Genomic DNA, 14,055 nt, shown 5'->3' on the forward strand with positions numbered 1-14,055 from the left:
GTATCAATCACGAAAATTATTGAACTGCAACGGCAGACCGATAGCATCTTTCTCAGTTCGCAAAAAAGCGATCACCTCTTGCAGATCGTCGCGTTTTTTTCCTGTCACGCGTACTTGCTCACCTTGAATTGCCGCCTGCACTTTTAATTTACTGTCCTTAATCATCTTGATAATTTTTTTCGCCAAATCCTGCTCGACACCTTCGCGAAGAATCACCACCTGCTTCACGGTTTTTCCGCTGTGTTCGATGTCTTTGATTTCCATACAGGCCAAATCGATACCGCTTTTCACCAGTGTCTGCTGCAAAATATCTAACATTTGTTGAATTTGGATATCGGCCTCGGCGCGCATCGTCACCGCTTTATCTGCATATTCAAATTTCGCATCCACACCTTTGAAATCAAAACGATTGCCAACCACACGGTTGGATTGATCGATAGCATTGGTGACTTGGTGTTTATCCAATTCAGAAACGATGTCAAAAGACGGCATGAGCACCTCAAACAGAAAGACAAATATGCACCGAAGTTTACAACAGTCAGCATTGGTTCAATAATGTTTTCCCGCTTTCTGGTACTCCCCACATGAAATATCGCCGCTTGGGCAAAACCCAATTACAGGTATCCGCTGTCGGTATCGGCACATGGCAGCTCGGCAATCACTGGGGCAAGCATTTCAACCAAAGCGAAGTGTCAGATATTTTCGCGCACGGCGCAGAGCTGGGCATCAATTTGGTCGATACCGCTGAATGTTACGGCCACCATGTCTCTGAATCGTTTATCGGCGAGGCATTAAAGAGCTCGCGCGAACGCTGGATCATTGCCACGAAATTTGGTCATAACCGCGCCAGCGATTTACCCGCTGAAGCGCACTGGCAACCGGAACAAGTGCAGCTGCAACTCGAAGCCTCATTGCGCGCGCTGCAAACCGATTACATCGATATTTATCAGTTTCATTCCGGTACGCGCGAACAACTGGACAACGATGCGCTGTGGACGATGCTCAATAAACAAGTACAAGCAGGCAAAATTCGTTTTTTGGGGATTTCTATCGGCCAACCCAATCAGTTGTATCAAGTAGATCGCGCCACCGCACTCGGCGTTTCTGTGATTCAAACCATTTACAACGCGATTAACACCAAAGCTGCGGACGCCGTGCTGCCCTCCTGTCAACGACAAGATCTCGGCGTGTTGGCGCGCGTACCACTCGCCAGCGGTTTTTTGTCAGGAAAATATCAGCCTGATACTATTTTTCCCGACAATGATGTGCGCGCAGAGCGCAAACCCGAAGTCAATCAACAGCAAATAGAGCAAGCACTGCAAGTGTTACAACACGTGCCTGTCGGCGTTGATCCCGCAAGCTGGGCGTGTGCGTGGTGTTTGCAACATCCAGCCATTAGCAGTGTTATCCCCGGCATCAAATCCATTGCACAATTACAAAGCAATGCACACAGTGCAGATTTATCCATCGACCAAAATTAATTATGCGCGACACAATTTACGCCAACAACCTCGACAATATCGCCGGTTTTCGTTTTGACGAATCCGTTGCTGCTGTGTTTCCCGATATGCTGCAACGCTCTATCCCCGGCTACAGCAATATCATCACCATGACGGGTTTGCTGGCCACACGCCACGCGCAAGATAACTCGCGCTGCTACGATCTCGGCTGTTCATTGGGCGCATCGACGCTGGCGATGGCTGCGCAACTCAATAATCGTCCGATCACTTTTGTTGCAGTTGATAATTCGAAAGCGATGTTGACGCGCTGCGCGGATGCGCTGTCGTCTTTATCATCAAACGCCAAACTTGAATTGCTGTGCGAAAACTTACAAGACACTCCCATCAATAATGCCAGCGTGGTTGTGCTCAATTTCACTTTGCAGTTTGTGCCACTCGCTGAGCGTGAAAGAGTATTGCAAAATATTTATGAAGGATTGCTACCTAATGGTGCGGTGATCCTGTCTGAAAAAATTTGTTTTGAAAACGCAGAAATGCAGGCACTGACCACCGAGCTGTATCACGATTTCAAAATGACTAACGGCTATTCCGCGTTAGAAGTCAGTCAAAAACGCACCGCATTGGAAAATGTGCTTATCCCAGAAACATTAGCCGCACACGAAGCACGCCTTCGCAAAGCTGGCTTTCAAACCATCGGCGTATGGTTTCAGTGTTTTAATTTTATTTCTTTGGTCGCCATTAAATGACTGGACACATCCAAACTGGCGACTACACACCGCTGTTCGCTCACTTAAAAAATACTGCCTTAGAACCGTGGCTAGAAACGCTGTCTTCTACAATCGAGAAACATTTCAATCGCGAGCGCTGGGGTGACTTACCGCGTTGGTTGGATTGCGTTGCGCAACTTCCCGTCTTAGACAAAGGCAATGTTTCTCTCGATAGCGATACCGTTTCTTTCACGCCGCAAAATCCACTTAACACAGAACAAGCAACGCAACTAGAAACCGCTTTGCGCGGCTTGCACCCGTGGCGCAAAGGCCCATTCAATATCGCTGATATTTTTATCGACACAGAATGGCGTTCCGATTGGAAGTGGCAACGCCTCGCACCGCATATAGATTCGCTGCGCGGAAAAACCGTGTTGGATGTTGGTTGCGGCAGCGGTTATCACGCATGGCGTATGCGTGGGGCAGGCGCAGATTTAGTAATAGGCATAGAACCTTCACCTTTATTTGTAGTGCAGTACTGGGCGCTGCAACATTTTTTACAGGATGAACGCGTATTTGTTGTGCCAACTGCTTGCGAAGATTTGCCGGCTAACTTGCAAGCCTTTGATACAGTTTTTTCGATGGGCGTGCTGTATCACCGCCGCTCGCCCATGGATCACTTATTAGAACTCAAGCAATTACTCAAACCCAATGGGCAATTGGTATTGGAAACTTTAGTGATTGAAGGCAATGAAAATACCGTACTCGTTCCCGAAGGGCGCTACGGCAAAATGGGCAATGTTTGGTTTTTGCCCAGCGCTCCCGAATTAGTCAATTGGTTAAAAAAATTGCGTTTTAATGACATTCGCGTGATCGATGTCAATCAAACATCCATACAAGAACAGCGCAGCACCGATTGGATGCGTTTCCAATCGCTGAGTGATTTTTTAGATCCAGAAAATAACAACAAAACGGTTGAAGGCTACCCAGCACCGCGCCGCGCTATCATCACGGCTTATGCATAAAAGCGCAGCGGCGCAATCAAAGCACTAATTTACCAATACCCCAGAAAATGGCGGCGATTAATGCGCTGCAGGGGATAGTGAAAATCCACGCCCAAACGATAGTGCCAGCAACACCCCAACGCACGGCAGATAATTTTCTATTCGCACCCACACCCACAATCGCACCGGTAATGGTGTGTGTGGTCGATACGGGAATGCCCAGCGAAGTGGCGACAAACAACATCGTTGCGCCTGCCGTTTGTGCGGCAAAACCACCTACAGGGCTGAGCTTAGTAATTTTTTGCCCCATCAAACGGATAATGCGCCAGCCACCAAATGCTGTACCTAAACCAATCGCCGAATAACACGCCAAAACTACCCAGTACGGCACATGCTCGTCCTGCCCTGTCACACCAGCAGCAATCAACAACATCCAAATAATACCGATGGTTTTTTGTGCGTCATTGCCACCGTGACCTAACGCATACGCCGATGCTGAAATCAGCTGCAAACGACGCGACCAGTTTTCTACACGGCGCGGCGTTTGACTGCGAAAAATCCAGCTGATTAACAACATAATCAAACCGCCGAGCAACATTCCTACCAACGGAGAAATCGCAATAAACGCAACGGTTTTCATAATGCCGCTGGAAATTAATGAGCTGGGACCTGCTTTAATTAAGGCAGCGCCAATCAAGCCGCCGATCAATGCGTGTGAAGATGACGAAGGAATACCGTAATACCAAGTGATGATATTCCACGCAATCGCACCTGATAACGCGCCGAATACTACATAGTGGTCGACAATAGACGGATCAATAGTGCCCTTACCTACCATCGTCGCTACTTTTAAATGAAAAACAAAAATAGCGATAAAGTTAAAGAAAGTGGCCATCATGACCGCGTGATGCGGCTTGAGTACACGCGTAGACACTACCGTAGCAATTGCATTGGCTGCATCATGAAATCCATTCATGAAATCAAAAGCCAGCGCCAAAAACACCAGAAATGCTAAGACACCAAATGATATGGTTATGTGATCCATAGTGGCTGGTTACTTATCGGTGAGTGGTCAGGGAATTAAGAATTTTCGAGCACAATTTCTTCAAGAATCGTGGCGACATTTTTGCAGCAGTCAGTCACGGCTTCTAGTAATTCGTAGATCGCTTTGAGTTTTATTAACTCTCGCACATCGGGTTCTTCACGAAACAATTTTGACATTGCATCACGCAGCACCACATCAGCTTCTGATTCCAGACGATTAATTTCTTTACAAGCCTCAAGAATCGCTGGGCCATTGTCCATGTTATGCAGCATGCCTACCGCTGTTTCCAAAATTTGACAGGAGTCGCGAATAATTTCGGCAAATCGAATAGCGTGTGGCGTCGCGCGATTGATGTCGTAAGTGGTGACGGTACCGGCTGCATCCTGCATGGTGTCCAAAACATCATCCAAATATTTCATCAATAAATGGATTTCATCACGATCCAGCGGGGTAATAAAAGTAGAGTGCAACATCACCATGGCTTCATCGGCGATCTTGTCTGCGCGCGCCTCAATCACATCCAAAGCCTCAGCGTGTGCCGCCGCCGCCGCTTGCGACTGATTCAAAGCAGCCATAACTGCGACCAGCGCATCAGCGCCGCGAACAATCTCTTTGGCATGCGCATTGAACATATCAAAGAACTTCACTTCTTTTGGAATGAAACGGCCAAACATAGAACACCTGGGCTGATCGCGAGGGGCGCAAGGATACCGCTTCTGGCAATGCCGTGACAGTCTGTGAGACAATTACGCGATCGACGAAAATGTCCCGTTAATCACCCCATCCATGGCAGCCGTGACCGCACCGGCACACAGTGAATTTGATTTGCACATGACCACTCCTCGCTACACTCGCCCCTTGCTTGTCTTGCTATCCATGACGCTTATTCCACTATCGGGTTGCGAAAACACCTCCTCTTGGTTCCGGCATAAAAAAGCCTCCCCGCAGAAGATTGTGCGTAAATTGCCGCAACCAGCTACAAAAAAAGTTGACCGTGTCGTAATTGAGAAAGGTAAGCGCACCATGACGGTTTACCAAGGCAACCATGTAGTAGCTTCATACCGTATTGCTTTAGGGCGCGAACCCGTAGGCCCAAAAAACTGTGAAGGTGACTACAAAACCCCTGAGGGGCAATACAAGGTTGTAGGGCAAAATACACAATCACGCTTCTACCGCTCCTTAATGCTGAACTATCCCAATGCCAACGACATTGCTGTTGCCAAGCAACGCAATTGCAGACCTGGCGGTAGCATTGCCATTCACGGCCTTGAAAATGGCTTTGAGTGGGTGGGTCGCACACACAGCTCGGTCGATTGGACCAACGGCTGCGTGGCTGTCACCAATCAGGAAATGGATCGCCTATGGAAACTAATGCCTATCGGCACCCCTATTGAGATTCGTCCATGAAAAATTGTTATTCCCTCGCTTTTGCCTTCGGTTTGGCAGCAACGGCAAGCTCGCTACACGCCACTACTTTTTCGTTACCGCAAGGCGATGATGGGCTCGTGGGCAAAGAGCAGCGCATTACGGTAGGCCGTAAAGACACGCTGATTGATTTGGGTCGCCTGCACGGCTTTGGCTATGACGAAATATCTGCCGCCAACCCCGGCATTGACCCTTGGATGCCGGCTGATGGCTCCACACTCATCCTGCCGCATGCGCACATCCTCCCAGAAGCACCGCGCGAAGGTATTGTCATCAATGTCTCTGAAATGCGCCTCTACTACTTTCCTAAATCAACAGGCACCGTAGAAACCTATCCCGTCAGCGTAGGCCGCACGGAGTGGAACACACCGCTCGTTACCACCAAAATTGTCCGCAAGGCAGCCAACCCAACTTGGTATCCACCAGCATCTATCCGCAAAGAGCATTTGCAGAAAGGCGATCCACTACCAGCGGTGGTGCCGCCAGGCCCTGACAACCCGTTGGGCAAATACGCTTTATACCTTGGTACTGCGGGTTATTTGTTGCACGGTACCAACAATGAAAACGGTGTCGGCATGCAAGTCACCCACGGCTGTATGCGACTGTATGCACCAGATGTGCAGCGCTTGTTTGAAAGAGTGCCTGTCGGCACCACCGTACGCATCGTCAATCAGCCGTATAAAGTCGGCTGGCGCGATGGCGTGCTGTATGTTGAAGTGCATTCACTAGAGGAAGGCGGATCTACGCACCAGCAAAGTAGCTCCACGGCACTGACCCAACTGGTTCACAAGCAGCTGCAAGCTTATATGGACTACCCCGTCGACTGGCAGGCTGTTGAACAGGCAAAAGTGGAAGCTACCGGCTTACCCGTAGCCGTAGGCCCACGCATTACCGTTGCCGAAAATAGCAGCGCTCAATAACCCCCGCCTCGCACACAAGAGGCTAATCATTCCAAGCCCAGTTTTATCTGGGCTTTTTTATGTGTGCACAAATTGAACACGCATAAAAAACCCGCTATTCGTCTCACAACGCGTAGCGGGTTCTCGCTAAGCTGCTAAGGATTTCTCCTCAGCAGTCAGTCATCTTTGCACAAAACTTATTTGTACATTGATTTTCTGAAAGCGCGGTCGATCTTAGTGTTTGCATCAGTAGCCAATTGCTTAGCTTCGTCAGCAGTTTGCTGAGCAGTTGCAGCAGCAGCTTTTGCTTCATCAGCAGTTTGCTGAGCAGCAGCAGCTTCTTGGCGCACTTTGTCCAAGTCGCCGTTGCTTGCGCAACCAGCAGCCAACACGAGAGTTGCAGCAACAACAGATGCTTTCAACAGAGTAGTTTTCATCAGAGACTCCATGGATTATCAAGTAATGATTAAGGCAGGATCTTCATTAATCCCCCCTGCCAATGAGGACGGCGCTAGACTAGCACAATATCTTTATTACTTGCACTCCCTCTAGTACAACCAACGCAACATTTTTTTGCAGCTTCAACGGTGCAGCTACCGCCAAGAAACGCTGTGCTACACTGACCCGCACTACCACTTTCTTTGACCATCAACTTCCATGCTGGATTGGATAAAACACCGCATCTCCGAAGTGCGCACAACCAAAGGCACATCCAACTCCGGCTCGAAGTCTCGCAAACCTAAATCAGCTGATCTTGTTACCCCACAGCAACACGGCATTCCTGAACAAAAAATAAACAATCACGCCCTGCAAGTGATTCGGCGCTTACAAGAAGCCGGTTATGACGCACACATCGTCGGCGGCGGCGTGCGTGATTTACTGCTCGGCTTGCGCCCCAAAGATTTTGATGTCGCCACCAGCGCCACCCCCGAGCAAGTGCGGCAAGTGTTTCGTCACTCACGCATCATCGGTCGCCGCTTTCGCATCGTGCATGTATTGTTTGGCCGCGAAACGATTGAAGTCACGACTTTTCGCGGTCATCACAGCAACGCCGAGAGTACAAAAGATGCCATCGCACACGACAGCGGTTTGCTGCTGCGCGACAATGTTTACGGCAGCATTGAAGAAGATGCAATTCGTCGCGATTTCACCGTTAATGCGTTGTACTACGGCACCGATCATCATATTCGTGATTTTTGTCACGGATTAAAAGATATAGAAAAACGACAAATAAAAATTATCGGCGATGCGGAAACACGCTACCGCGAAGACCCTGTGCGTATGCTGCGTGCAGTGCGTTTAGCGGCCAAGTTAAATTTTTCTATCGAAAAAAATACTGCGGCCCCAATTACTAAACTTGCGCCACTATTACGCGACATTTCCAATGCGCGCTTATTCGATGAAATGCTGAAACTGTTTATGGCAGGCTATGCCGTTAAAACTTTTGATCTAATGGTGCAGCAGCGGCTCTTTCACATTTTATTCCCTAGCGCAGCACGCTTATTGGAAAACGGCAACTACACTGACCGATTGATACGCCAAGCTTTTACCAATACCGATACACGCATCAACAATGATTTGCGTGTTACACCCGCTTTTTTATGTGCGGCATTGCTCTGGCCTGCACTACAACAGGAACAACAGCGCGAACAAAAAAACGGTATGCATCCGCATCAAGCACTACAAAAAGTGATGCCGAAGATTATCGGCGAGCAAACAAAATTGATTGGCATTCCGCGACGATTCACACAACCCATGCAAGAAATATGGGAGTTGCAATGGTTATTGACGCGCAGGCAGGGTGGACGCGCCGATCAATTACTGGAGCATCCGCGTTTTCGTGCTGCCTATGATTTTTTATTGCTGCGCGAACAAGCGGGCGAAGAGTTGCAAGATTTAGGTGCGTGGTGGACCGAGTATCAAAAAGCTTCACCCGATACACGCGAGCAAATGCGACAACATTTGCAACGCAGTGGCAGCAGCAATAACAAACCGCGCCGGCGACGCAGCGCGACTCGCTCACCTAGCAACACGCATCCGCCCACACACTAAATGGCTATAGCGACTGCGTACATCGGTATCGGCAGCAATTTGGCTGAACCTCTGCAACAAGTACAGACGGCCATCACTTCTTTGCAACGCACGCCCAATATCCAAGTGATTACCGTTTCGCCGTGGTATGGCAGCCACCCTGTTGGCGGCCCTGCTAATCAGCCCGACTACATCAATGGTGCAGCATGTTTACACACTACACTCTCCCCGCACTCTCTCTTAGATGCGCTGCAAGCCATTGAGCAACAGCAACACCGTGTGCGTCACGAACGCTGGGGCGCACGCACGCTGGATTTAGATTTGCTGCTCTACGACCTGCATTGCGTAGATGATGATCGACTCACCGTGCCGCACCCTCGTATGCAAGAGCGTGCTTTTGTTTTAGCACCGCTGTTCGACATTGCGCCGCAGCTTGTGCTTCCCAACGGGTGCAGTGTTGCGTCATTATTGTCGGCACTACCAAGTGAGGGGTTGTGGCGATTACCGCGCACCAACGCAGCAAGATGACCAATATTTCCACACAATATAGCCCAATCACAGATGGCACCTTCGACAATCTGCATTTTGATTTTGAAGGTCGCACACTGCCGCGCTTTGTTGCTGTAGAAGGCAATATTGGTGTAGGCAAAACCACATTAGCCAAACGGTTAGCCAGCACCTTTAATTACAAAACTCTATTAGAGGCGGCTGAAGAAAATCCATTTCTTGAGCGCTTTTATCAAGATCGCAAACGCAATGCGTTACCCACACAACTGCATTTTCTTTTTCAACGCAGCCAGCAATTTAAAGAGCTGCGCCAAGACGATATGTTCTCTCCTCTGCGCGTTGCGGATTTTCTTTTAAATAAAGATCCTTTGTTCGCACGCGTAACTCTAGACGATGACGAATTCAGCTTATACCGTAAAGTGTATGATCAATTGATCTGCGATGTACCTAAACCCGATTTAGTGGTTTATCTACAAGCGCCGATTGAAGTGTTATTAAAGCGCGTACGCCAGCGCGGTATCGCCGCCGAGCAGCGCATCGATCAAGAATATTTACAGCAACTCAACGAAGCGTACACACAATTTTTTCACTACTACAACGATGCGCCATTATTGATTGTTAATGCGGCAGAGATTGATTTAGCTAACAATGCACAACACTATCGCTCGCTTGTTGAATATATGTTGACGATTCGCAATGGTCGTCACTATTACAATCCATCGACGATTTAATTAAGGCTGATTCGATGCGCACGATTACTATCAACACACTGCAGGCTATGAAGCAGGAGAGCGAAAAATTTGCCGTTCTCGCCGCCTACGATGCCACTTTTGCGCATTTCATCAGCGAAGCGGAAGTAGAAGTTATTTTGGTCGGTGACTCTTTGGGCATGGTCATTCAAGGCCACGACACCACACTGCCAGTCACCGTTGAGCAAATTGCTTACCATACTGCTGCGGTAAAACGCGGGGCAAAGCGCTCTTTCATCATGGCCGACATGCCATTCATGAGTTACAGCAATACCGACACCGCTTTAAACAATGCAACAACCTTGATGCAAGCCGGTGCGCAAATGGTGAAATTGGAGGGTGGCGCATGGTTGGCGGATACGCTGTATCGTATGTCACAGCACGGCATACCGACTTGTGCACATTTAGGTTTAACGCCGCAATCCGTGAATAAATTTGGCGGCTATCGCGTGCAAGGTCGCGGCGATGATGCGCAACAAATTTTGCAAGATGCGCAAACACTGGAACAAGCCGGTGCAGATTTATTGGTGTTGGAATGTGTGCCCTCATCACTCGCAGCGGAAGTCTCGCGCACGCTGCACATTCCAGTGATTGGCATAGGCGCAGGCTCACACACCGATGCGCAAGTCTTAGTGCTGTATGACATGCTCGGCTTAACGCCCAGCCGCGCGCCGAAATTTACCAAAAACTTTTTACTCGAAAACGATGACATTCCTGCCGCATTGCGCGCTTATGTCGAAGAAGTCAAAAGTGGGGCTTTCCCCACTGATGAACACAGTTTTCGCTAACAAATAAATATTGTGGGAAGCACCATGCAACGACGCGGCATTTTGTACACCGTTTCCGCTCCTTCTGGCGCAGGCAAGACCAGCTTGGTCAAAGCCCTGCTGGAAAAAATTCCTGCACTCACCGTTTCCATTTCACACACCACCCGCGCACAACGCTCCGGCGAAACCAATGGCGTGAACTACCACTTCATCAATCGCGATCGTTTCACCGCCATGATTGACCGCGGCGAGTTCCTTGAGCACGCCGAAGTCTTCGGCAATCTTTACGGCACTTCACAGCACTGGGTAGAGCAAACACTGACTGAAGGGCGCGATGTTATTTTGGAAATTGATTGGCAAGGCGCACAGCAAGTACACCGTTTGATGCCCAACAGTATCGGTATTTTTATTTTGCCACCCTCGCTGGATGCGCTACAGCAGCGCCTCAATGCACGCGGGCAAGACGATAACATCACCATTCAAAAGCGTATGGCGCAAGCGCGCGACGAGATCACACATTACTCTTCTGCGGATTACTTGATCGTAAACGACAGCTTTGAGAAAGCGCTCTCTGAACTCGCCGCCATCATGCAAGCACAGCCTTTGCGTCAAGAACACCAGCTCGACACGCTAGACAGTTTGCTCACCTCGCTGTTGAACTGATCGCCCTCTCGAAAATCCCTCCACCCGCTACCGCTTGCAAGAAAACTTACTCATGAGTAAGCTACTTGCATGTCAGTAAGTTCCGTAGCCTCAGCCCCCCGCCGCACCACCCTCAAAGCGGACGAAACACGCGAGTTGATACTCAGCGCGGCAGAGTTGCGCTTTGCCGCCACAGGCTTTTATCCCACGCGTTTAGAAGACATCGCCGAAGATGTCGGCATCACACGCACAGCGGTGATCTACCACTTCCAGGATAAGGAAACGCTGTACAACGCCGTGCTGGAGCGCTTGTTTACACAGCTGAACGACCACATCCACGCCGCGCTGACCTCCACCGCCGACCTACCAGAGCGCATCGAAGCCGCCGTTGAGGCCTGGCTGGATTTTGCCGGTGAACGCCCCACGCTGATGCGCCTATTTATGCGCGAAGTCGCTGGCTCCGAGGGCGGCTTGCGCCCTGAAGTACAACGCTTTGTCGACCCCATGTTTGCCCGTTTGATTGGCACGCTGGAGGAAGGTCGCAGCAATAAAACTTTCCGCGACATTGACCCTGTGCAGTTTTGGTCGATTCTCGCTGGCGCGTCGATGTTCTTCATCATGGACGCGCCGCTGCTGGCCAATGCCCAAACGGTTGCACGGCTGGATACCTATAAACAGGAGTTGAAGCGCGTGGCTCGCCATATGCTCAGTACAGGAGATGCCGCATGAGCGCCGTTGAGAAATTTGATGTCCTGTTCCTGCCCTCTGGTCAAAAAGGGCAGTTCGCGGCAGGCACGCCGCTCTTAACCGCCGCGCGCGAGCTCGGCGTAGGCATCGAATCGATTTGTGGCGGCACCGGCGCTTGCGCCAAATGTAAATGCCAGGTGTTAGACGGCACTTTCGATGACGAAGGCCACGAGTTGTCGATGGGACACATGGTGACGGCTGCGACGCGTCACGGTTTGCGCTCGCGTGAATCGCATGTCACGCCCGCCAGCAGCCACGAAGAAAAGCTCGCTAAAAAACATAGTTACAAAAATGGCGAACGCTTGAGTTGCCAAACACGCGTCCTCGGCGATGCGGTAGTTTTTATTCCAGAAGAAGCACGCGTGCGCGAAGCGATTGTGCGCAAAGCAGCTGGCAAACCGATTGCTGTGCGCGACCCTGTGACGCGCAAATATTTCGTCACCGTGCCTGCGCCAACCTTAGAAGATCATCGCGGTGATTTTGAACGCCTGCGCGATGCACTGAAAGCAGAACACAATATTGAAGTACGCATCGACTTCACGGCCTTGAAACAATTGAGCGATATCGCCAAACCACAGCGCGCAAAAGTGATGCACCTCACCGCCACCGTGTGGACAGCCGACATCCATCAATCCGGCGAAATTATTCGCATTGAAAATGGTGACACCACGCAACAGTGGTTGGGCTTGGCGGTTGATCTCGGCACCACGACGATGGCTTCGTATTTGTGCGATATGCACACGGGCGAAACGCTGGCGACCGAATCAGTGATGAACCCACAAATTCGTATCGGCGGCGATGATGTGATGAATCGCATCGCCTCCAGTGACAATCCAGAAAAACTGGATCGTATGCAAAAAGCAGTAACGGGTGCGTTGAGCGAATTATCCAGTCGCGTCACGCAAGCGGCAGGTTTTACGGCAGAAGATATCAGTGAGATCGTGTTGGTTGCCAACACTTGTATGCACCATATTTTTCTCGGCTTAGATCCAGATTCTCTCGGCAAATCACCGTTTAATCCGCGCATCGCACATTCGGTGAATGTGAGAGCACGCGATTTACATTTAGAACATGTATTGCCTTCTATTAATGTGCATTTGCTTGCTAACCAAGCAGGGTTTGTCGGTGGCGATAACACGGCCGTTGCCATCGCTTTGGAGCCTTACAATTCCGACGAGTTGATGGCAATTGTCGACATCGGCACCAATGGCGAGATTTTGGTGGGTAATCGCGAAAAAATTTATTCCACTTCTTGCCCAACTGGCCCTGCGCTGGAAGGTGCGAATATTAAATACGGCGTACGCGCGGCACGCGGCGCGATTGAAAAAGTGCGCATCGAAAAAAATTACGATGTGCGCTTCAAAGTGATCGGCAAAGAAGCGTGGAATACTCGTTTAGAAGCGAGCGATATCGGCGCGATTGGTTTGTGCGGCTCCGGCATCATCGATGCAGTAGGTGAGTTGTACAAAGTGGGCGTACTCGCCACCAACGGCAAATTCAACATGGAAATTGACACACCGCGTTTGCGTCGCGGCGAAGACGGCGATCCAGAATTTGTTATCGCTTGGGCAAATGAAACCGCACTCGGTCGCGACATCACTATGACCATCGACGATGTGCGCAATGTGCAGTTAGCAAAAGCGGCTGTGTATTCCGGTATCCAAGTGTTGCTCGACAAACTCGGCCGCGACAAACCAGAAAAAGTGATACTCGCGGGCGCTTTCGGTTCGCATCTCGATTTGCGCCGCTCGTTGATGATCGGGCTGTTCCAAGATGTCGGCTTTGAAAATATGCACTCGGTAGGCAATGCCGCCGGTGATGGCGCGCGCATGGCCTTGATGAATCGCGCCAAACGCGAAGAAGCCGAACACATTGCGCGCCGCATTCATTATGTCGAACTCACCAACGAATCCAGCTTTGTGCCGCACTTCGTGGACTCCACGCTATTGCCGCACAAAAAACATGCATTTCCATCACTGGCACGCTATGGTATCCAGCCTGCTCCGCCAGCCACGGAAACCCGTCGTCGCCGTCGCGAACGCGCCGTTGCCGAATAATAAAACTATCTCCAA

The 14,055-nt window shown here is 50.1% G+C and carries 16 protein-coding genes; 12 read left to right on the plus strand and 4 right to left on the minus strand.

Translation table 11 applies throughout. The annotated features are described in order from the left end of the window. Positions 1-3: 3 nt before the first annotated feature. Positions 4-492 carry a YajQ family cyclic di-GMP-binding protein gene (locus R3E63_01325; GenBank protein ID MEZ5538603.1) on the minus strand — a complete coding sequence of 163 codons (489 nt, stop codon included), beginning with the start codon at positions 490-492 and terminating at the stop codon, positions 4-6. 92 nt (positions 493-584) lie between these two features. Here R3E63_01325 and R3E63_01330 point away from each other — a divergent pair, with 92 nt between their 5' ends. From R3E63_01330 to cmoB, 3 genes are read left to right on the plus strand one after another with little or no spacing between them, the layout of a single operon-like run. Further along, positions 585-1,481, plus strand: coding sequence for an aldo/keto reductase (locus tag R3E63_01330; protein MEZ5538604.1), 897 nt, complete (start codon positions 585-587; stop codon positions 1,479-1,481). A 2-nt stretch (positions 1,482-1,483) separates the two neighbouring features. Further along, the gene (gene cmoA, locus R3E63_01335; protein ID MEZ5538605.1) at positions 1,484-2,206 is read left to right on the plus strand and encodes a carboxy-S-adenosyl-L-methionine synthase CmoA; all 723 of its coding nucleotides are present in this window, start codon (positions 1,484-1,486) and stop codon (positions 2,204-2,206) included. After that, entirely contained in the window at positions 2,203-3,192 is a 990-nt protein-coding gene (cmoB, locus tag R3E63_01340; protein ID MEZ5538606.1) for a tRNA 5-methoxyuridine(34)/uridine 5-oxyacetic acid(34) synthase CmoB, read from the plus strand. The genes cmoA and cmoB overlap by 4 nt, the downstream gene beginning before the upstream one ends. Before the next feature lie 16 nt (positions 3,193-3,208). Here cmoB and R3E63_01345 read toward each other — a convergent pair whose 3' ends face one another. Both R3E63_01345 and R3E63_01350 read right to left on the minus strand, forming a co-directional pair. Next, entirely contained in the window at positions 3,209-4,216 is a 1,008-nt protein-coding gene (locus R3E63_01345) for an inorganic phosphate transporter (protein MEZ5538607.1), read from the minus strand. 35 nt (positions 4,217-4,251) lie between these two features. Then, a complete protein-coding gene (locus R3E63_01350; GenBank protein MEZ5538608.1) occupies positions 4,252-4,890 on the minus strand; it encodes a DUF47 family protein in 639 nt (212 codons plus the stop codon). A 280-nt stretch (positions 4,891-5,170) separates the two neighbouring features. On the opposite strand from R3E63_01350, the gene R3E63_01355 reads away from it, so the two are divergent. After that, positions 5,171-5,623 carry a L,D-transpeptidase family protein gene (locus R3E63_01355; protein ID MEZ5538609.1) on the plus strand — a complete coding sequence of 151 codons (453 nt, stop codon included), beginning with the start codon at positions 5,171-5,173 and terminating at the stop codon, positions 5,621-5,623. Next, positions 5,620-6,561: a L,D-transpeptidase family protein gene (locus R3E63_01360; protein MEZ5538610.1), complete on the plus strand. Its 942-nt coding sequence runs from the start codon at positions 5,620-5,622 to the stop codon at positions 6,559-6,561. The genes R3E63_01355 and R3E63_01360 overlap by 4 nt, the downstream gene beginning before the upstream one ends. 176 nt (positions 6,562-6,737) lie before the next feature. Here R3E63_01360 and R3E63_01365 read toward each other — a convergent pair whose 3' ends face one another. Then, positions 6,738-6,977, minus strand: coding sequence for an Lpp/OprI family alanine-zipper lipoprotein (locus R3E63_01365; GenBank protein MEZ5538611.1), 240 nt, complete (start codon positions 6,975-6,977; stop codon positions 6,738-6,740). 220 nt (positions 6,978-7,197) lie between these two features. Here R3E63_01365 and pcnB point away from each other — a divergent pair, with 220 nt between their 5' ends. The 7 genes from pcnB to R3E63_01400 all read left to right on the plus strand — a co-directional run bounded on the left by pcnB (position 7,198) and on the right by R3E63_01400 (position 14,040). Beyond that, positions 7,198-8,592, plus strand: coding sequence for a polynucleotide adenylyltransferase PcnB (gene pcnB, locus R3E63_01370; protein MEZ5538612.1), 1,395 nt, complete (start codon positions 7,198-7,200; stop codon positions 8,590-8,592). Next, positions 8,593-9,099 carry a 2-amino-4-hydroxy-6-hydroxymethyldihydropteridine diphosphokinase gene (gene folK, locus R3E63_01375; GenBank protein MEZ5538613.1) on the plus strand — a complete coding sequence of 169 codons (507 nt, stop codon included), beginning with the start codon at positions 8,593-8,595 and terminating at the stop codon, positions 9,097-9,099. It abuts the gene before it with no gap. Then, positions 9,096-9,809: a deoxynucleoside kinase gene (locus tag R3E63_01380; protein MEZ5538614.1), complete on the plus strand. Its 714-nt coding sequence runs from the start codon at positions 9,096-9,098 to the stop codon at positions 9,807-9,809. Before folK ends, R3E63_01380 begins: the two co-directional genes overlap by 4 nt. Before the next feature lie 14 nt (positions 9,810-9,823). Next, positions 9,824-10,615 carry a 3-methyl-2-oxobutanoate hydroxymethyltransferase gene (gene panB, locus R3E63_01385; protein ID MEZ5538615.1) on the plus strand — a complete coding sequence of 264 codons (792 nt, stop codon included), beginning with the start codon at positions 9,824-9,826 and terminating at the stop codon, positions 10,613-10,615. Between the two features lie 24 nt (positions 10,616-10,639). After that, the gene (gene gmk, locus R3E63_01390) at positions 10,640-11,257 is read left to right on the plus strand and encodes a guanylate kinase (protein ID MEZ5538616.1); all 618 of its coding nucleotides are present in this window, start codon (positions 10,640-10,642) and stop codon (positions 11,255-11,257) included. 69 nt (positions 11,258-11,326) lie between these two features. Continuing rightward, a complete protein-coding gene (locus tag R3E63_01395) occupies positions 11,327-11,965 on the plus strand; it encodes a TetR/AcrR family transcriptional regulator (protein ID MEZ5538617.1) in 639 nt (212 codons plus the stop codon). Beyond that, entirely contained in the window at positions 11,962-14,040 is a 2,079-nt protein-coding gene (locus R3E63_01400; protein MEZ5538618.1) for an ASKHA domain-containing protein, read from the plus strand. The genes R3E63_01395 and R3E63_01400 overlap by 4 nt, the downstream gene beginning before the upstream one ends. Positions 14,041-14,055 lie beyond the last annotated feature (15 nt).

The organism is Pseudomonadales bacterium (assembly GCA_041395665.1).
In the GTDB taxonomy this organism is placed as follows: domain Bacteria; phylum Pseudomonadota; class Gammaproteobacteria; order Pseudomonadales; family UBA7239; genus UBA7239.